This window comes from Nitratireductor rhodophyticola (genome assembly GCF_019891355.1).
GTDB classification, from domain to species: Bacteria; Pseudomonadota; Alphaproteobacteria; order Rhizobiales; family Rhizobiaceae; genus Nitratireductor; species Nitratireductor rhodophyticola.
Map to the genome: position 1 here is coordinate 886,201 of NZ_JAHSSF010000002.1, position 18,583 is coordinate 904,783.

The 18,583-nt window shown below is 62.9% G+C and carries 20 protein-coding genes; 13 read left to right on the forward strand and 7 right to left on the reverse strand.

All coding sequences use genetic code 11. From position 1 onward, the window contains the following. Nucleotides 1–102 precede the first annotated feature (102 nt). Nucleotides 103–516 (reverse strand): hypothetical protein, encoded by a 414-nt coding sequence (locus tag KUG85_RS09800; RefSeq protein ID WP_223005042.1) that lies wholly within the window; start codon nt 514–516, stop codon nt 103–105. 99 nt (nt 517–615) lie between these two features. After that, complete coding sequence (locus KUG85_RS09805) at nt 616–1,146, reverse strand: hypothetical protein (protein WP_223005043.1); 531 nt, start codon at nt 1,144–1,146, stop codon at nt 616–618. Between the two features lie 160 nt (nt 1,147–1,306). On the opposite strand from KUG85_RS09805, the gene KUG85_RS09810 reads away from it, so the two are divergent. From KUG85_RS09810 to KUG85_RS09820, 3 genes are all read left to right on the forward strand, one after another. Beyond that, nucleotides 1,307–2,263 (forward strand): L-threonylcarbamoyladenylate synthase, encoded by a 957-nt coding sequence (locus tag KUG85_RS09810; protein ID WP_223005044.1) that lies wholly within the window; start codon nt 1,307–1,309, stop codon nt 2,261–2,263. Between the two features lie 22 nt (nt 2,264–2,285). Continuing rightward, the gene (locus tag KUG85_RS09815; protein ID WP_223005045.1) at nt 2,286–3,701 is read left to right on the forward strand and encodes an FAD-binding oxidoreductase; all 1,416 of its coding nucleotides are present in this window, start codon (nt 2,286–2,288) and stop codon (nt 3,699–3,701) included. A 272-nt stretch (nt 3,702–3,973) separates the two neighbouring features. Next, nucleotides 3,974–4,537 (forward strand): DUF6101 family protein, encoded by a 564-nt coding sequence (locus tag KUG85_RS09820; RefSeq protein WP_025029476.1) that lies wholly within the window; start codon nt 3,974–3,976, stop codon nt 4,535–4,537. Between the two features lie 9 nt (nt 4,538–4,546). On the opposite strand, the gene ubiA is transcribed toward KUG85_RS09820, so the two are convergent. Beyond that, nucleotides 4,547–5,530, reverse strand: coding sequence for a 4-hydroxybenzoate octaprenyltransferase (gene ubiA / locus KUG85_RS09825; protein WP_065816094.1), 984 nt, complete (start codon nt 5,528–5,530; stop codon nt 4,547–4,549). 159 nt (nt 5,531–5,689) lie between these two features. On the opposite strand from ubiA, the gene purD reads away from it, so the two are divergent. After that, nucleotides 5,690–6,964 carry a phosphoribosylamine--glycine ligase gene (gene purD / locus KUG85_RS09830; RefSeq protein ID WP_223005046.1) on the forward strand — a complete coding sequence of 425 codons (1,275 nt, stop codon included), beginning with the start codon at nt 5,690–5,692 and terminating at the stop codon, nt 6,962–6,964. Nucleotides 6,965–7,000: 36 nt separating this feature from the next. Here the strand turns inward: purD and KUG85_RS09835 are convergent, their stop codons facing one another. Then, entirely contained in the window at nt 7,001–7,237 is a 237-nt protein-coding gene (locus tag KUG85_RS09835; protein ID WP_223005047.1) for a hypothetical protein, read from the reverse strand. Between the two features lie 214 nt (nt 7,238–7,451). Here KUG85_RS09835 and KUG85_RS09840 point away from each other — a divergent pair, with 214 nt between their 5' ends. After that, entirely contained in the window at nt 7,452–9,224 is a 1,773-nt protein-coding gene (locus KUG85_RS09840; RefSeq protein WP_223005048.1) for an acyl-CoA dehydrogenase, read from the forward strand. A 10-nt stretch (nt 9,225–9,234) separates the two neighbouring features. Then, a complete protein-coding gene (locus tag KUG85_RS09845; protein ID WP_223005049.1) occupies nt 9,235–9,981 on the forward strand; it encodes a crotonase/enoyl-CoA hydratase family protein in 747 nt (248 codons plus the stop codon). Between the two features lie 118 nt (nt 9,982–10,099). On the opposite strand, the gene pdxH is transcribed toward KUG85_RS09845, so the two are convergent. Beyond that, nucleotides 10,100–10,717 carry a pyridoxamine 5'-phosphate oxidase gene (pdxH, locus tag KUG85_RS09850; RefSeq protein ID WP_223005050.1) on the reverse strand — a complete coding sequence of 206 codons (618 nt, stop codon included), beginning with the start codon at nt 10,715–10,717 and terminating at the stop codon, nt 10,100–10,102. A 115-nt stretch (nt 10,718–10,832) separates the two neighbouring features. Here pdxH and KUG85_RS09855 point away from each other — a divergent pair, with 115 nt between their 5' ends. The 4 genes from KUG85_RS09855 to KUG85_RS09870 all read left to right on the forward strand — a co-directional run bounded on the left by KUG85_RS09855 (nt 10,833) and on the right by KUG85_RS09870 (nt 13,866). Beyond that, nucleotides 10,833–11,210, forward strand: coding sequence for an RT0821/Lpp0805 family surface protein (locus KUG85_RS09855; RefSeq protein WP_223005051.1), 378 nt, complete (start codon nt 10,833–10,835; stop codon nt 11,208–11,210). Nucleotides 11,211–11,329: 119 nt separating this feature from the next. Beyond that, complete coding sequence (locus tag KUG85_RS09860) at nt 11,330–12,286, forward strand: DnaJ C-terminal domain-containing protein (protein WP_223005052.1); 957 nt, start codon at nt 11,330–11,332, stop codon at nt 12,284–12,286. A gap of 155 nt (nt 12,287–12,441) precedes the next feature. After that, the gene (fabI, locus tag KUG85_RS09865) at nt 12,442–13,260 is read left to right on the forward strand and encodes an enoyl-ACP reductase FabI (RefSeq protein WP_065816088.1); all 819 of its coding nucleotides are present in this window, start codon (nt 12,442–12,444) and stop codon (nt 13,258–13,260) included. Between the two features lie 15 nt (nt 13,261–13,275). Further along, nucleotides 13,276–13,866 (forward strand): histidine phosphatase family protein, encoded by a 591-nt coding sequence (locus KUG85_RS09870; RefSeq protein ID WP_223005053.1) that lies wholly within the window; start codon nt 13,276–13,278, stop codon nt 13,864–13,866. Between the two features lie 3 nt (nt 13,867–13,869). On the opposite strand, the gene KUG85_RS09875 is transcribed toward KUG85_RS09870, so the two are convergent. After that, entirely contained in the window at nt 13,870–14,085 is a 216-nt protein-coding gene (locus tag KUG85_RS09875; RefSeq protein ID WP_322098562.1) for a DUF1344 domain-containing protein, read from the reverse strand. A 234-nt stretch (nt 14,086–14,319) separates the two neighbouring features. Between KUG85_RS09875 and aroC the strand changes: the two genes are divergently transcribed. Together aroC and ribB are read left to right on the forward strand one after the other, a co-directional pair. After that, on the forward strand, nt 14,320–15,420 hold the full coding sequence (gene aroC, locus KUG85_RS09880; RefSeq protein WP_223005055.1) for a chorismate synthase: 1,101 nt from the start codon (nt 14,320–14,322) through the stop codon (nt 15,418–15,420). Nucleotides 15,421–15,433: 13 nt separating this feature from the next. After that, nucleotides 15,434–16,534, forward strand: a complete 1,101-nt coding sequence (ribB, locus tag KUG85_RS09885; RefSeq protein ID WP_223005056.1) for a 3,4-dihydroxy-2-butanone-4-phosphate synthase — start codon at nt 15,434–15,436, stop codon at nt 16,532–16,534. Between the two features lie 56 nt (nt 16,535–16,590). On the opposite strand, the gene KUG85_RS09890 is transcribed toward ribB, so the two are convergent. Further along, complete coding sequence (locus tag KUG85_RS09890) at nt 16,591–17,808, reverse strand: MFS transporter (protein WP_223005057.1); 1,218 nt, start codon at nt 17,806–17,808, stop codon at nt 16,591–16,593. Between the two features lie 119 nt (nt 17,809–17,927). Between KUG85_RS09890 and KUG85_RS09895 the strand changes: the two genes are divergently transcribed. Continuing rightward, complete coding sequence (locus KUG85_RS09895; protein WP_090329658.1) at nt 17,928–18,533, forward strand: TetR/AcrR family transcriptional regulator; 606 nt, start codon at nt 17,928–17,930, stop codon at nt 18,531–18,533. Nucleotides 18,534–18,583 lie beyond the last annotated feature (50 nt).

Genomic DNA, 18,583 nt, shown 5'->3' on the forward strand with positions numbered 1-18,583 from the left:
GCATCGGACCGAAAAGTGGAAACCGGTTTTCGGTTTATTCCGATGCTCCATCAATCGTCTAGATCGTCCTTTGTGCGTCCGGATGGACGCACGGCGATCTAGCTAGCCGAAAACGTAGACCGCCAGCGCCACGGCGATATAGGAGGCGAGGCCCGCCAGCGGGCCGAGCCGCTGCAGATAGGCCGGAGGCGGCGTGCCGGGCTGGCCGCGCCGCACGGCCATGAAGCCAAGCACGGCGACGGCAAGGATGAAGGCCGCCGCCACGAGCTTGAGCAGGAAGGCCGTGCTCAAAAGCGCGCCCTCATAGCGCACCAGCCAAAGCCAAAGGCCTGTCAGCCACAGGAGCACAACGCCTGAAAGCGTGATGAGCGTGAAGCGCGGGCGCAGCGCCAGAAGGCCGGGTGGCGGCGCGCCGTCGGAGCGTTTGGCCTGTATGGCCACCAGCATGCCGCCCATGCCACCGGCCGCCCCCAGCATGAGGCCGAAGAAATGCAGGATTTTCATGAAGGTGAGCATGGCGTTGGTCTCCGAACAGTGATGCGCGGAAGGTGCGCCGCGCTGCACAAGACGTCAAGCCGGGCGTGAGCCGTTCTCCTGCCAGCCTGATGACAGGAGCTATTCGGGATGCCCCACTGGCTCGCCGACTGGCGGCGGTGCGGGAGGTTCCACTGCGGCAGTGTTTTCAGGTTCCGGTTCCGGTCGCGCCTGAGGCCTGCGCTCCTTCGATGCGGCCGCTTCGGATTGCGACGGCCGAGGGGCGGAAACCTGCCGTGGCGGCACGGTACCGGTCTCACCGCCGCGGATCATCTGCGGCATCCGGTGTTGGCCGCGCGGGATGGCGCTGGTGATCTCTCCCGCTTCCGGGTGCAGCGCGGGCAAAGGGGTTCCAATGCCGATCATGGACGGAGAAAGCCGGAGCAGCTCCGCTGCCTGCGCCTGGCTGAAGGATGGAGCCGGGTAGGAGAGAAGCGGCTGGCTCGGTGCTGTTTGCGGAGGGGACTTTCGCTCGATCTGCCGTAGAACCACGGTCGATTGCGGCTGGGGCGATGCTTCGTTCAGGAGTTCGAGGAGGGATGAAGCACGAACGCCCCCGGCCGCAAAAAGCAGCATGGTGACGAGCAGCGGCTTTACGGGCCATGACTGCATTCTTCTTCCCCCAATCATTGGCGGTCTTTGCGCGCATTTCATATCGCCCGGACAACAAGACGCGAATTCCCTTAAGATTCAGCAAACCCGTGGATTCGCGACCTTGCCCGACTGCGGCAGGCGCGATACTCAGCAGGGGCTTTTTTGAGAGGATATGTGCTTGGCCGACATATTGCCGGAGCGGGAAGCCCTTTCCAGGGCGGTTGAACTGTTGCGCGCGGGGGAGGCCATCGCCATCCCCACGGAAACGGTTTACGGGCTTGCCGCCGATGCCACCAATGGCGAGGCGGTGGCGCGCATTTATGAGACCAAGGGACGCCCGCAGTTCAATCCGCTGATCGCGCATGTGGCGGATCGGGCGATGGCCGAGCGCATCGCGGTTTTCAACCCGCTCGCGCGCCTCCTTGCGGATGCCTTCTGGCCGGGGCCGCTGACGCTGGTTCTGCCCCATCGTGCAGGATCCGGCGTTCATCCTCTGGTCACTGCCGGGCTCGACACGATTGCGCTGCGCTGCCCGAAAGGGTTTGGCGCGCGAGTGATCGAAGCGCTGGGGCGACCGGTGGCGGCTCCAAGCGCCAATTCATCGGGTCGCATCAGCGGCACAACGGCCGAAGCGGTGGAGGCTGATCTCGGCGCTCGCATTCCTTTGATCGTGGATGGCGGCCCGACGCCGGTGGGGCTGGAATCCACCATTGTGAAGGTGGAGGAAAACGGCATTACGCTTCTGCGTCCGGGCGGCGTTGCGGCTGATGAGATCGAGCGCGTCACCGGTATGGCGCTGATGCGTGGTGCCAAGGGGGTGCAGGCCCCCGGCATGCTTGCCTCTCACTATGCGCCCAATGCCCATATGCGGCTTGGGGTGGCCGAGGTGAAACCGGGAGAGGCGCTGCTTGCCTTTGGGCCGCAACGTGTGGCGGGGGCGGAGAGGGCGGTTGCCATGCGCAATCTTTCGGAGAGCGGAGAGATGCGCGAGGCGGCAGCCAATTTGTTCTCGCATCTGCTTGCGCTAGACCGGTCGGGCGCTGCCACAATTGCTGTCGAGCCTGTGCCCCTTGAAGGGCTTGGCGAAGCCATCAATGATCGCCTCGCGCGCGCAGCCGCACCCCGTGACCGCTAACGCTTCAGGAAACCGCAACTTCATGACCATCGACGCCGCTCTTCTCGCCCGTTTTGCCAAAATCGTCGGCGAGCGCCACGCCCTGACCGCTGCGGAGGAGATCGCGCCTTACGAGGAAGAGCCACGCGGGCTGTTTCGCGGAAAGACGCCGCTGGTGCTGCGCCCAGGCTCGGTGGACGAGGTGAGCGCAATCCTGAAGCTTGCCAGCGAAACCGGCACGGCGATCGTGCCGCAGGGCGGCAATACGGGCCTTGTAGGCGGCCAGATGCCTGACGGCGAAGGCAACGAGATCGTGCTTTCGCTTTCGCGCCTCAACAGGATCCGCGAGATCGATCTGAAATCCAACACGGCGACGGTGGAGGCCGGCGTGGTGCTGCAGGTGCTGCAGGACGCGGCGGCCGAGAAGGACCGCCTTTTTCCCCTATCGCTCGGTTCGCAGGGCTCCTGCCAGATCGGTGGCAATCTTTCGTCCAACGCCGGCGGCGTCGGTGCGCTGGCCTATGGCACGGCGCGCGATCTTTGCCTCGGTGTCGAGGTGGTGCTGCCCACGGGCGAGGTTTTTGACGATCTGCGCAAGCTCAAGAAGGACAACACCGGCTACGATTTGAAAGATCTGTTTGTGGGCGGCGAGGGCACGCTGGGCGTGATCACGGCGGCGGTTGTGAAGCTCTTTCCCATGCCCAAGGGGCGGGAACTGGCCTGGGCGGCTCTGCCGACGCCTGCCGATGCGCTGCGCTTTTTCGAGCTGGCCAATGACCGCGCCGGCAATGGCCTGACGGCCTTCGAGCTTATCGAGCGCACGCCGCTTGCCTTCACGTTGGCGCATGTGCCCGGCTCTGTCGATCCGCTGACCGAGGCGCATCCCTGGTATGTGATGATAGAGATTTCCTCCGGGCGTTCCGGTGATGATGCCAAGGAGCTGATGGAGGAAGTGCTGACGGTCGCCTTCGAGGAAGGGCTGGTGGTGGACGCCGCGATTGCCCAGAACGAAGGGCAGGCCAATGCCTTCCGCCATCTGCGCGAATCCATGTCGGAGGCGCAGAAGCCGGAAGGCGGCTCGATCAAGCACGACATTTCCGTGCCGGTGGCGGCGATCCCCGAATTCATCGAGCGTGCCGGCGACGAGGCGCAGAAGGTCGCGCCGGGCTGCCGCGTGGTCTGCTTCGGCCATATGGGCGACGGCAATCTGCACTACAACATCTCGCAGCCAAAGGATGGCGACCGCGACGCCTATCTGGCCCTCTACCGGAAGATGAACGATGCCATCCACGCCATCGTGCGCGATCTGGGCGGGTCTTTTTCGGCCGAACACGGCATCGGGCGTATGAAGCGCGACGAGTTGATCGCCACGCAACCCGCCATAGCCACGGAGCTGATGCGCCGGGTGAAGGCAGCGTTTGACCCGGCGGGCATCATGAACCCGCGCAAGGTGATCTGAATTCAAAAGCGTTGGGCGGGGCGCGCAATGCGTCTTGCGCTCAGGCATCTTCGTACCGGGGTTGCGCCATTTACCTCCCGGTCACGCCTCTTGCCAGATCGTTACACTTGGTTGGAAATCGCTAACCAACTGTAAGGTCAGCAAAATTTAACCGACTTTCTAAGCCTGACGGTAACGGGCTCGGCGCTAGGGTGCCTTCCATAACGAGGCCGAAAACGGCCCGGTGAGAGAACCGGAAAACCGGCTCTCAGGAGTGACAGGAAGGCAAGAATATGAACAGTGGGCTCAAGCCAGTCTGGGCGGGCCGCGCAATGCGGCTCGACCCCTTTCGCCTGCCACAGGCGGTGAGCTATGCATCGCACGACGATTTCGGCGAAGTGTCCTTTACTGTGGACAATCGCGGCGTGCGCATGAAGCGTGTTCTCAACAAGAGCGGCCTGCCGGTGACGTTCGCCCTGCCGACGCGCGCGTTTCGCGGCGTTGCGGCACGCGCCATCGAGGATGATCTCGGCGATGTGACGGTGACGCTCGAACTGCTTCACACGGATGCGATGCTGTGCGTGCCGCTTCTGGTGGCGGGTGATCTGGATGATGTGGCTGCCGACTGGCGTGCATGGTCGGAGGCGCTGGGGCTTCCCATGCTGATGATCGAGGCCGACGGACTGGCCCGCCCGCTCGAAGAGAGCATTGGAGAGGTGAAGGCAAATCCGCCGAAGCATCGGCGTCAGGGCCATGCTGTTCGGGCGCGCCGCCCGCGTTTCCTCGCGCGTCGCCGATGCGGCAGCCTGGGTGTGCGCATGGTTGTTGGCGGAGCGGAGATTATCGCTCGCGACTGATTGCGCCGGTCAGAACTGTGGGCTGATCACGGCCCACAGGCCACCGCCGATCAGGCCGAGGAAGATCAGCCAGCCAACCACATTGTTGGAGCGGAAGAGCGCCAGACACTGATCCGGGTTGTCGATGTCGATGACCCGGATTTGCCGTGCCATATGGGCACCTGCGGCGACAAGGCCGGCAAGTGCTGGCATCGGCACTTCGGCAAGCGCGAAGGCGACCGCAAAGAACAGAAGCGCGCCGCCATAAAGCGCGATCAACCATTGACGGGTTTTCTCGCCAAACAGGCGCGCGGTGGAGCGAACGCCGACTATGGCATCGTCTTCCTTGTCCTGATGGGCATAGATCGTGTCATAGCCGATCACCCATAGGATGGAGCCGAAATAGAGAAGCACGGGCGCGAGCGACAGGCTCTCGAAATCGGCCGCCCAGCCCATCAGCGCACCCCAGGAAAAGGCAAGTCCCAGAAAGAGTTGCGGCCAGTCCGTGAATCTCTTCGCGAAGGGGTAGATCGCCACCACGATGAGCGAGGCGAAGCCAAGCGCGATGGCGAAGGCATTGAACTGAACGAGCACCAGAAGCCCGAGCAGCGCCTGCGCCAGAAGGAAGGCCCACGCCTGACCGCGCGAAACCTGACCGGAGGGCAGGGGGCGTGAGCGCGTGCGCTCGACCGCATTGTCGATGCGCTCATCCACCAGATCATTATAGGTGCAGCCGGCCCCGCGCATGGCAATCGCGCCGACGAGGAAGAGCAGGATGTGCCAGAGCGAGGGAAGCACCTCGGCAAGGGGGGCGCCGGGCTGCGCATAGGCGGAGGCCGCAAGGGCCGTGGACCAGAGGCAGGGCCACAGAAGCAACTGCCAGCCGATGGGGCGATCCCAGCGGGCAAGCTGTGCATAGGGCCACATGCCGCGCGGCATGACGCGATAGACCCAGTGGCCGGATGGGGCATCGGCAACGCGGCCCTGACCTTGGCGGGACTGGATCTTTTCCATCGTGCAAACCGTCCGTTTTATGTGTCTTCTCCGCAGGGAGTGGCAAGCCCGCCTCTCCGCGTCAAGCGTTTCTGTCGGGGAACGGCGGACAAGCGCCTTGATTTTCGGCGCGAAGGGCCATAGCCCGAGGCAGTGATTGAACAAGCGGGGATGCGCACGATGAATGTTCTCCTGATCGGGTCCGGTGGCCGCGAGCATGCACTGGCCTGGAAGCTGGCTGCATCTCCTGTGCTGACGAAGCTTTATGCAGCGCCCGGTAATCCCGGCATGGCAGGGGATGCCGAATGCGTGGCGCTCGACGTTTCCGATCACGCTGCAGTTGTCGCCTACTGCCGCGAAAAGGCGATAGACCTTGTTGTGGTGGGGCCGGAAGCGCCGCTCGTTGCCGGCCTTGCCGATGCGCTGACTGATGCGGGTATCCGTGTCTTCGGTCCGAGCGCCGCCGCTGCCCGGCTTGAAGGCTCCAAGAGCTTCACCAAGGAACTCTGCGACCGCTACGCGATACCCACGGCGGCCTATGGCCGGTTCGACAACGCGCTGGCCGCACGCGACTATGTGCGCGAGCAGGGCGCGCCCATCGTCATCAAGGCGGACGGGCTTGCCGCCGGCAAGGGCGTGACTGTGGCCATGACGGAGGATGAGGCCATCGCCGCCATCGACGACTGCTTTGACGGCAGCTTCGGCGAGGCGGGTGCTTCTGTTGTCGTGGAAGAGTTTCTGGAGGGCGAGGAGGCGAGTTTCTTCTGCCTGTGCGATGGCAAGACGGCGCTGCCCTTCGGCACCGCGCAGGACCACAAGCGCGTTGGCGATGGCGATACGGGGCCGAACACGGGCGGCATGGGCGCCTATTCGCCGGCTCCGGTGTTGGATGATGAAACGCTCGCCCGCACCATGGCCGAGATCATCGAGCCGACGCTGAAGGGCATGGCGGAGATGGGCACGCCCTTCACCGGCGTTCTCTATGCCGGGCTGATGCTGACGAAGGACGGCCCCAAGCTCATCGAATACAATGTGCGCTTTGGCGATCCGGAATGCCAGGTGCTGATGATGCGGCTCAAGGAAGACCTTTTGCTTCTGATCAATGCTGCTGTGGACGGGCAACTCGCGCATGTCTCTGCCCGCTGGCGCGACGAGGCGGCGCTGACCGTGGTGCTGGCCGCCAAAGGCTACCCGGCAAGCCCTGAAAAAGGCACCGTGATCCGCGGCGTGGACGCGGCGGGTGCTGATGAAGGTGTCGAGATATTTCACGCCGGCACCGCGATGAAGGACGGCGCGCTGGTGGCCAATGGCGGGCGGGTGCTGAATGTCACCGCACTGGGCGGCTCGGTGAAAGAGGCTCAGGAAAAGGCTTACCGTGCGGTCGATCTGATCAACTGGTCGGAAGGCTTCTGCCGACGCGACATTGGCTGGCGCGCGGTGGAACGCGAAGGCTGAGGGGCCTCAGGGCTGGGCGCGTAGCTTTCTGCGGCTCTATTCCTCGAACAGATGCGCCGTCTCGAACGGATCGGGAGCGGGTTTTTCAGGGACGGTGCCGTCAGCCATCCGCTTTTTGTGGTGGGTGAGCGAACACTCGATGGAACAGAGAATGCCGCGATCCGCCCAGTAGGCGGGGCCGTTTTCGATCAGGCCTTCATGATAGGCAAAGCCCGGCGTTCCGAACATTTTTCCGCATTCGATGCAGCGGTTCTTTTCCGGTCTTGCAAGCATTGAGGCCCTTCCTTTGGAGGGGTTCTATCCTTCGGCCGGGTAGGCTGCAAGCTTTTCAACATTGACGTTTACGTAAAAAGAAACTAGCAATCTTGCGCCAAGGTATGATGGCGGGGGTGTGGTCGAGCGGGTAGGTTTGGGCCCGGCCGCACGCTGGACATTTTGGCGCGCGCCGCACTTCCAGGCGCTGTCGGGACATCAGGAGGATTGCAGCATGTATCGAGCCCCGGTCGACGAAATCGCCTTCACCCTGAAACATGTCACCGGGTTCGGCGCCGATCTGGATGCTGGCCGGTTTGGCGATCTCTCCGAAGATCTTGTGGATGCGATCATTGGCGAGGCCGGACGCTTTGCGGCGGAGGAAATCGCGCCGCTTGCGAAAGTGGGCGACGAAAAGGGGGCGGTCTTAAAGGACGGAACCGTCACCACGCCGCCGGGCTGGGCCGATCTCTATCGCCGCTGGTGCGAGGGCGGATGGAACGGCCTTGCAGCGCCGGAAGAATTTGGCGGGCAGGGCCTGCCAACGCTGCTTTCGGTTGCGGCAATCGAGATGTGGAACTCCGGCTCCATGGCCTTTGCAATCGGTCCGACATTGACGGTTGGCGCCATCGAGGCGCTGGAAAAGCACGCGACGCCGGAACTGCAAAAGACCTATCTTGAAAAGCTCGTCTCGGGCGAATGGATGGGCACGATGAACCTGACGGAGCCGCAGGCCGGGTCCGATCTCAATGCGCTCAAGGCGCGCGCGGAACCGGTGGGCGACGGCACCTATCGCATCTTCGGACAAAAAATCTTCATCACCTATGGCGAGCACGATTTCACCGACAACATCGTGCATCTGGTGCTGGCAAGGCTGCCGGATGCGCCGGCGGGAACGAAGGGCATTTCGCTGTTTCTCGTGCCAAAGTTTTTCGTCAATAACGACGGATCGTTGGGTGCGCGCAACGATGTCTTCTGCGCTTCCATGGAGCACAAGCTGGGCATTCATGCCTCGCCCACCTGCACCATGATCTATGGCGATGGAAAGTTTGGCGACACGCCGGGCGCTGTCGGCTGGCTAATTGGCGAGGAAAATCGGGGTCTCGCCTGCATGTTCACCATGATGAACAACGCCCGGCTTGCGGTCGGAATGCAGGGTGTGGGGATTGCCGAGGCGGCAACGCAGAAGGCGATTGCTTATGCGCAGGAGCGCCGGCAGGGCCGCGCCGCCGGTGCGCCCAAGGATGGCGGAATGAGCCCGATTGTCGAGCATCCCGACATCAGGCGCACGCTTTTGACCATGAAGGCAGAGACCCAGATGGCGCGTGCGATCACCTATGCCTGCGCCTATGCGATCGACCGGGCACGGCTTGACGAGGGCGACGAGGCGACAGCCTGGCAGGCGCGCGCTGATATCCTGACCCCCATGGCGAAGGCCTTTTCCACCGATGTGGGCGTGGAGGTTGCCTCGCTCGGCCTGCAGGTGCATGGCGGCATGGGCTATGTGGAGGAAACGGGGGCTGCTGCACTCTACCGCGATGCGCGGATCGCGCCGATCTATGAGGGCACGAACGGCATTCAGGCGATCGATCTGGTCATGCGCAAGCTGCCGCTTCAGGGCGGTGAGGCGGTGGCGGCTCTGATTGACGAGTTGCGCGCGGACCAGAAGGCGGTTGCCCAGGCACGCGGTCTGGGGGCGACTGGCGAGAAGCTGGCCAACGCGCTCGATGATCTCGAGGCGGCGACCGCATTCATGACCAGCACTTTGGCCGAGGGGCGTGTGAACGAGGCGCTTGCGGGCGCGACGCCCTATCTCCGCCTTTTCTCGCTCGTCATCGGCGTGGCCTTCAATGCGCGGGCTGTTGCCGGCAACGAAAACCCCGGCCATGCCGCGCTGGTGCGTTTCATGGCGGAGAACCTGCTTGGTGAGACGGGCGCACTGAGGCAGAGAGTAACGGAGGGGGCGGGGAGCCTCGATGCGGCGGCCGACGCCCTGCTTTCGGCCTGAGGAGACGATCATGAGCGAGCATGTTCTCATTGAGCGGCGCGGAGCGGTGCAGGTCATCCGTCTCAATCGCCCGGAGAAGAAGAATGCCATCACGCGTGCCATGTATGCGGCGATGGCGGAAGCGCTGAAGGCGGGTGACGCGGGTGAGGCAGTGCGCTGCCATGTGCTTCTGGGCCAGCCCGGCGCGTTTTCGGCTGGCAACGACCTTGCCGATTTCATGGCCGTGGCCGCCGGTGGCGAAGGCGGTGCGGAGGTTTATGATTTTCTTCTGGCGCTGGCTGGGGCGGAAAAGCCGCTGGTCTCGGGTGTGGATGGCATTGCGGTGGGGATCGGTACGACGATCCACATGCATTGTGATCTGACTTTCGCCACGCCGGCGACGGTGTTTTCAACGCCGTTTGTGGATCTGGGCCTCGTGCCGGAGGCGGGGTCGAGCCTGCTTGGGCCGGCAATCATGGGGCATCAGCGCGCATTTGCGCTGCTCGTCGCGGCTGAGGGACTGCCGGCACAGGATGCCTGCGCAGCAGGCTTAATCCACCGTGTGGTTGGGCAGGATGAACTCGAGGATGCGGTTTTCAAGGCGGCAGAGGCGCTTGCCGCAAAACCGCCGGAGGCGCTGCGCATTGCTCGCAATCTGTTGCGCGGGCCGCGCGGCGATATTGTCGCACGCATCAGGGAAGAGGGCGAGCATTTTCGCGCGCGTCTGAAATCGGATGAAGCGCGGGCCGCCTTCATGGCCTTTATGAGCCGCAAATAGGGTGGGTCGAGGAGTGTTGGACGCCTCGATCAGTGATGCAACGCCTGCCTCTCATCCCCCTGCCGGGACCTTCTCCCCGCTCGCGGGGAGAAGGAGGCCGTGATTGAGGGCGGTTGTCTTACGGATAAAGCCGCTCGGTTTGCCAGTCTCCCTTTTCGTCGCGGCTGAAGACGACGCGGTCGTGCAGGCGGAAGGGGCGGTCGTGCCAGAATTCGATGGTTTGCGGAACGATCCGGAAACCCGACCAGTGCGAAGGGCGCGGGATCGTGCCGACGGCGAATTTTGCCGTGTATTCGGCAACCGCTTTTTCCAGCGCGAACCGGCTTTCAAGCGGCCGCGACTGTTTTGAGGCCCAGGCCCCGATACGGCTGCCGCGTGGACGCGAGGCATAGTATTCGTCGGCCTCGGCATCGCTCACAACTTCAACCGGCCCGCGAATGCGCACCTGTCGGCGCAGGCTCTTCCAGTGAAAGCACATGGCCGCTTTCTTTGCGCTCAGGACTTCCTGTCCCTTGGCGCTCTCGAAATTTGTGTAGAACACGAAGCCGCGCTCATCGAAGCCCTTCAGAAGCACCATGCGCACATTGGGCATTCCATCGGGATCGACGGTGGCCAGAGCCAGCGCATTGGGATCGTTGGGCTCGGATTTGGTGGCATCTTCAAGCCATTCGGCAAAGAGCCGGAAAGGCTCTTCACGCTCCGTGAAGTCACCGGATTTTAACGTCTCGTCAATCATACTGGCTGCCTGTTCGCTTATTCTACGGGGAGAATGCCGATTGTCGGGGGCAACGCAAGCGCCAGTTCGGGGTATGGCCTTGGCTCTACGGCTTTCCCGGCGTCTTTTTTTCCCCGTGGCGGTCGCCCTTCTTGCCGGTTGCAGCGTGTCGGCCCTGGATATGGAGGAGCCGGGCATCGACCCTTCGGTTGTGACCGGTTCGATTGCCCCCGCCCCGGAAACGACCCCGCCCGCACATCTGCCCGTGGGAACGGATGCGATGCTGTATGCGATGGTTGCCGAGATGGGGGAAATGCTCGACGGTGCGCCGCCGCTCTCCTGGGCCGATGAGGAAAACGGTGTGCGTGGTGTGATCTCTCACATATATGATGAGGGGATGTGCCGGCGCTTCGTGACCACGCGCGAAAGTTTCGACGGGATAAGCCTTTATCGCGGCACCGCTTGCCCAAGCCCGGAATTCGGGTGGCAGATTCAGGCTTTTGAAGCGGTTTGACGAACGAAACCGGTGGAAGGTCTGGAATTTCTTCCTAACCGAACGCATATAGTGAACAACATCCCGAATTCACGAGCGTTTTGCCCTATAATGGGGAACGACCAGGAACAGAGTTGCACATGCGCAATCCATATGACGTTTTGGGCGTGGCCAAAAACGCCTCGTCCAAGGAGATAAAATCGGCTTACCGAAAGCTGGCGAAGCAATATCATCCGGATCAGAAGCCTGACGATCCGAAGGCCAAGGAACGCTTTGCCGAGATCGGGCAGGCCTATGAGATACTGGGCGACGAGAAGCAGCGCGGCGCTTTCGACCGCGGCGAGATCGATGCCGAGGGCAAGCCCCGTTTTGCTGGTTTTGAAGGCGCCGGTGCAGGGGGCGACCCGTTTGCGGGCTTCCGCCGTTCCGGCCGTGGCGGGCCCGGAGCCCAGCATTTCGAGTTCAGAAGCGGCGGTCCCGATGGTGCCGGCTTCAGCGGTGCGGACATTTTCAGCCAGATTTTCGGCGACGCATTCTCTCAGGGCGGCCCTGCAGGGCATACCGGGCAGGGGCGCCGTACGGCTGGTGGCACCAGACGTCCCACTGGCATGGGCGACCTGAACGCGACACTGGATGTCGACATCGAGGACGTGGCAAAGGCTTCCAAGGTGACGGCGATTTTCCCGGGTGGACGGCGCATCGCGGTCAAGCTGCCACGTTATGTGGAGGATGGGCAGACCATCCGCCTCAAGGGGCAGGGCGAGGAGACGCCGTTCGGCGAGCGCGGCGATGCGCTGGTCAAGCTGCGTTTCAGGACGCATCCACGCTACCGGGTCGAGGGGCGCGATCTGCATGTGGACCTGCCGGTGAGCCTGCGTGATGCGGTTCTGGGCGCCAAAGTGCCTGTCGAAACGCCGACCGGAAGGCTGGCGCTGACGGTTCCGGCGTGGACCAGCTCGGGCAAGGCGATGCGCCTCAAGGGACGTGGGCTGCCGCGCAAGACCGAGGGCAATGGCGATCTCTACGCCCATGTCCAGATCATGCTGCCGGAAGGCGGAGACCCTGCTCTGGAAGCATTGTTCCGCCAATCTGCTTGATGCCTTGGCCGGGCTGTGCGATAGGGCTGCCGGTTTATCGCATTGCGCGACCGGAGAATCGCCGGCACGTGCGGGTGCAGAACACAGGATGATGAAGCGCCGCGCCTTCAGGTGAAAGCATGACGCTTCGGCAATTGAATTCGGAGAACCATTCCATGACAAATGGCAATGGCCTGATGGCCGGAAAGCGCGGACTCATTCTGGGGGTCGCCAACAACCGCTCGATCGCCTGGGGGATCGCCAAGGCATGCGCCAATGCGGGTGCGGAACTGGCGCTCACCTATCAGGGCGACGCGCTTAAGAAACGGGTTGAACCGCTGGCTGAAGAACTCGGTGCGATTGTCGCCGGTCATTGCGATGTGACCGACATGGACAGCGTCGATGCGGTGTTCAAGAAGCTTGAGAAAGAGTGGGGCAGGCTGGACTTCCTGGTTCATGCTGTCGCTTTCTCCGACAAGGACGAGCTGACCGGCCGTTATGTCGACACGAGCCGCGACAATTTCCTGCGCAGCATGGATATTTCGGTCTACTCGCTGACGGCGCTTGCAAAGCGCGCCGAGCCGCTGATGAGCGATGGCGGGTCGATCCTGACGCTGACCTATTACGGCGCCGAGAAGGTGATGCCGCATTACAACGTCATGGGCGTCGCCAAGGCAGCGCTTGAGGCGAGCGTGCGTTATCTGGCGGTCGACCTTGGCGGCAGCAACATCCGGGTCAACGCGATTTCGGCAGGCCCGATCAAGACGCTTGCCGCTTCCGGCATCGGCGATTTCCGCTATATCCTGCGCTGGAATGAGTACAACTCGCCCCTGAAGCGCGTTGTCACCACCGACGAAGTGGGTGATTCAGCACTTTATATGCTCTCGCACCTTTCGCGCGGTGTAACCGGCGAAGTGCTGCATGTGGATTCAGGCTACCATGTCGTCGGCATGAAGGCGGTTGATGCTCCGGACATCTCCGTCGTGACGGAGTAGGCACGAAGGCGCATTGTGCTTCCATTGCTATACATCATCCGCCACGGCCAGACCGCGTGGAACGTGGAAGAGCGTTTGCAGGGACAGGCCGATACGGACATCAATGCGGTTGGTCAGGTTCAGGCCGACCGCAATGGCGTCCGTCTTGCCGATCTTCTGAACCACGATGCTGACGGCTTCGATTTCGTTGCAAGCCCGCTGCGGCGCACCCGCGAAACCATGGAGCGCGTGCGTGCCGGGCTTGGCCTCCCGCGCGAAGGCTATCGGACCGACCCGCGGCTGATGGAGCTGAATTTCGGCGACTGGCAGGGCTTTACCTATGCCGAACTGGAAGCTGCCGAACCCGGCTGCACGGCGGGGCGCTCCAGCGACAAATGGGGTTTTGTGCCGCCCGGCGAAGCAGCCGAGAGCTATGAGGCGCTCGCCGAGCGCGTAAAACCCTGGCTGGAAGAAGTAGAAGGCCCCACGGTGTGCGTGACCCATGGCGGGGTCATCCGGTCGCTCCTTTATCTGACGGGTCATGCTTCGAGCGACGAGGCCGCAGCACTCGCCATCCCGCAGGACAGGATTCTCCGGTTTGACAACGGCGCGGCGGACTGGCTCTGAAGATTATTCAGGCAACAGCATGTCGGTGATCTGCTTCACGCCGTCATCGACTTCGCGGTAGGCCAGAATGACACTCATGCCCGGTTCAATGGCGGAGACGTCCATTTCGCTCGGCAGTTTGTAGGTCTGTCCATTGTCCAGGGTGATGGTCAGCTTCTCCGGGTCGACATTGGCGACCTTACCCTCGGCATCAAGGGCGAAGGCGGAGGAAGCGAGCATGAATAAGCCCATTGCTGCAGCGAAAATGCGCATTCCATACCTCTCGGATTTCGACTTGGGCACCAGTTCTCATGGCGCAGATTCGAACGATTTCTTAAACCACCTAAATGTGTCAAAACTTGCGCATTAAGCAATCCGGTTTGACCACATTCGCAAAGGCCAATAGAAGCGGAGCGACCGGCCAGCGGCAACCGCGCAATGGTCGCTCTTTCTGATCTGTGGAAGCCTGCATTCATGTCTCACAACACATTCGGTCATCTGTTTCGTGTCACCACCTGGGGCGAGAGTCATGGTCCGGCCATTGGCTGTGTGGTTGACGGGTGCCCGCCCGGCATTCGTTTCACGCAGGCCGACATCCAGGCCGAGCTCGACAGGCGGCGGCCGGGGCAGTCGCGCTTCGTTACGCAGCGGCGCGAGCCGGATGAAGTGAAGATCCTGTCAGGTGTGCTGCCGGATGAGGATGGTGAAACGCTGATCACCACAGGGACACCGGTTTCCATGCTGATCGAGAACGTCGACCAGCGCTCCAAGGATTACGGCGAGATCGCAAAACGCTACCGGCCGGGGCATGCCGACTACACCTATGAGACCAAATACGGTCTGCGCGACTATCGCGGTGGCGGGCGCTCTTCGGCGCGCGAGACGGCAACGCGGGTTGCGGCCGGCGCGCTTGCCCGCAAGGTGGTGCCGGGCATGACTGTGCGTGCCGCTCTGGTTGCCATGGGCGAGAAGGAAATCGACCGGGCGAACTGGACCTGGGATTTCATCGGTGATGCGGAAAACCCGTTTTTTACGCCGGATCCGAAGTCCGTTACGGTCTTTACCGAATATCTCGATGGCATTCGCAAGGCCGGCTCCTCGGTGGGGGCGGTCATTGAGGTGGTGGCGGAAGGGGTGCCGGCGGGGCTCGGTGCGCCGGTCTATGCCAAGCTCGATCAGGAAATCTGCGCCAATCTCATGTCGATCAACGCCGTCAAGGGCGTTGAGATCGGCAACGGTTTCGAGGCGGCGCGCATTACCGGCGAGGACAACGCCGACGAGATGAGGATGGGCAATGACGGCACGCCGCGTTTCCTGAGCAACAATGCTGGCGGCATTCTGGGCGGCATCTCCACCGGTGAGCCCATTGTCGCGCGCTTTGCCGTCAAGCCGACCTCGTCGATCCTGACGCCGCGCCAGAGCATCGACAGGGATGGCAATGAGGTCGACGTTCTGACCAAGGGCAGGCACGACCCGTGTGTGGGCATCCGCGCCGTGCCGATCGCCGAGGCGATGGTTGCCTGCGCGATCGCCGATCACTACCTGCGCCACCGCGGCCAGACAGGCCGCATCTGACGGAGTTTTTTGCATGCCCTATGACCAGAAGAAGGTCGTTGAAGCCCTGCGCGCCTTTGAGAAGGGCGAGATGGTCGTCGTCATGGACGATGACGGACGCGAGAACGAGGGCGACATCATCGTTGCGGCGGTGCACTGCACGCCGGAAAAGATGGCGTTCATCGTGCGCCACACATCGGGCATCGTCTGCGCGCCCATGCCGCATGGCGAGGCGCGGCGGCTGAACCTGGCGCCCATGGTGGCCGAGAACGATGCGCCGCATGCGACGGCGTTCACTGTCAGCGTCGATTTCAAACATGGCACCACGACCGGCATTTCCGCCGAGGATCGCACACTGACGGTGCGCAATCTGGCGAACCCGAATGTGGGGCCGGGTGATTTCGTGCGTCCGGGCCACATCTTCCCGCTGGTTGCGCGCGAGGGCGGGGTGCTGATGCGCTCGGGCCACACGGAGGCTGCCGTCGATCTGTGCAAGCTCGCCGGGCTACCCCCCATCGGCGTCATCTGCGAGCTGGTGAACGATGACGGCACCGTGATGCGCGGACCGCAGGTTTCGGCCTTTGCGGAGAAGAACGGGCTGTTGCAGGTGTCGGTTGCCGATCTCATCGCCTATCGCCAGCGGCAGGAAACGCTGGTCGAGCGGGTGGCGAGTTTTGACATCGACACGCCAAGCGGACCGGCAAAAGCGCATGCCTACACGCTTCCCTGGGAAGTGATGCAGCATGTGGCAATCGTCTTCGGCGACATTCGTGACGGGGTGGATATCCCCGTCAGGCTCCACACCGAGGATGTCATGGCGGATGTGTTCGGCCGGGAGGAGCGCCTGCGCGAGGCGATGAACCGCATGGCCGGCCTTGGCCGTGGCGTTCTGGTCTATCTGCGCGAAGGTTCGGTGGGCGTTGCCCATGAGAACCGGCGGCGCCCGGCAGGCAGCGATCGCGAGGACCATGATGAGGCGCTGCGGCGGGAAAGCGAGTGGCGCGAGATCGGCCTTGGGGCACAGATCCTCAAGGATCTCGGCATCTCCTCCATCAAGCTGATGGCCTCGCGTGAGCGGCACTATGTCGGGCTTGAAGGCTTCGGCATCGAGATCGCCTCGACCGATATCGTTTGAGTCGGTGAAACAGGTCCGGCTCATCCGGACCTGTCTCCCGTCTGCGTCAGCCGGTTTTACTCGGCTGGCTGGAACGCCGCGTCAGCCGTGGCGCGACGCTCGCCGGCGAGGCTCCTCTGGCCGAGCAGAACCGTCAACAGGGCCGAAAAACCAGCCGCCACCGAGACCCAGAAGCCATTCTGCGGCCCGAATGCATCGATCACCCAGCCGGCAACAAACGAGCCGAGCGCCATGCCGATGCCGATACCGGTCATGACCCAGGTAATGCCTTCCGTCAGCATGGCCGGAGACACGCGGCGCTCGATCACGCCGAATGCGGTAATGAAGGTGGGCGAGACGGCAAGGCCGCTAACGAACACCGCCACGGCGAGCAGAGGCACTGTATCGGCGAAGAGAAGCGGCAGCGTGGTGAACGCGATGACGGCCACGGCAATCGCGAGCTGGCGCTGCAGGGGCATTTTGAGGTTAAGCGCGCCGATGACGATGCCGATCAGGAACGAGCCAACGGCGTAGACGCCGATGACAAGGCTGGCGGCACCTGGCTGGCCGAGGGCCTTGGTGATGGCCACGGAGCTGACTTCAGCCGTTGCGAAGATGGCACCGACGAAGATCAGGGCAAGCGTGACGATCTGGACCGAGCGCAGGCGGATCGCGGAATGCGCCGGCCCGTCTCCGGCAGGGCGTATGCCCGGTTCGGTGGAGCGCTGCAGCACGAACGCCGCGGTGCCGAAGGCAAGGAAGAGCGTGCTGGCGAGCATCCCGGCTTCCGGGAAGAATGAGACGCTCAGGCCCACAGAGAGAGAAGCGCCGGCGATATAGACCAGCTCGTCGGCGACCGACTCGAAGGCGAAGGCGGTGTTGAGTTCCGGGCGGCCGTGGAAGATTTCCGTCCAGCGGGAGCGCACCATGGCCGGGATGCTGGGCATGGTTGCTGCGGCGAGAGCTGCGGCAAACAGTGTCCATAATGGCCAGTCGCGGTTTGCCGCGACAATGAGCGCCAGAAACGCGATGACGGATATCGTGGCAGACGGCGTCAGCACGGCACTCTGGCCGCGCCGGTCGACGAGGCGGGAGATCTGCGGTGCGACAAAGGCGTTGGTCAGGGCGAAGGTGGCGGAGACGGCACCGGCGAGCCAGTATTCGCCATGGGTCTGCGACAGCATGGCGACGATGCCGATCGGCGCCATGGCAATGGGCAGGCGGGCGAAGAAACCGGCAGCCGCGAAGCCCTTGGCACCCGGTGCCTTGAATATCTGGCGATAGGGGTTAGGCATTGGAATGATCCTTGATGCGGGGTCGGGAGTGTTTTACATACGCGGCGTATGCGGATTAGATAATTGCATACGCGGCGTATGTCAATTGATATACGTCGCGTATGTGAATGGAGACTGGAATGGCGCACAAACCGCGCAGTGAAATGATCGCTGAAACCAGAGCCAAGCTCGTCGCCGCCGCGCGGGACGCCTTTGGGCGGGTCGGCTATGCGAATGCCTCAATGGACGATTTCACCGCGGGAGCCGGCCTGACACGCGGAGCGCTCTACCACCATTTCGGCGGAAAGCAGGGCCTCCTGGAAGCGGTCATCACGCAGATCGATGCGGAAATGTCGGCGCGGCTGAACGGTGTTTCGGCACGCTTTTCAGACCCCTGGCAGGGGTTCGTGGAGGAATGCGTTGGCTATATCGAGATGGCGCTGGAGCCTGAAATCCAGCGCATCATGCTGCTTGATGGGCCGGCGGTTCTGGGCAATCCGTTCAACTGGCCCAACCAGCCGGGCTGCATCCGTTCCCTGACGAACAGTCTCAAAAGGCTTGTCGCGGACGGACAGGCTGATGTGGCGGATCCGGAAGCGACGGCGCGCCTTGTCAGCGGCGCAAGCCTCCATGCATCGCTCTGGATAGCAAACTCAGATGATCCCGAGGCGACATCGAAGCGCGCCGTCGCCGCCTTCAAGCGCCTGCTCGAAGGTCTGCGCACAGGCGCCCCTTCCTCCGGTTGACAATCCGGCCGCATCGTTCATCCTCCCCGGGAAACGGCAGGAGAGCTGTT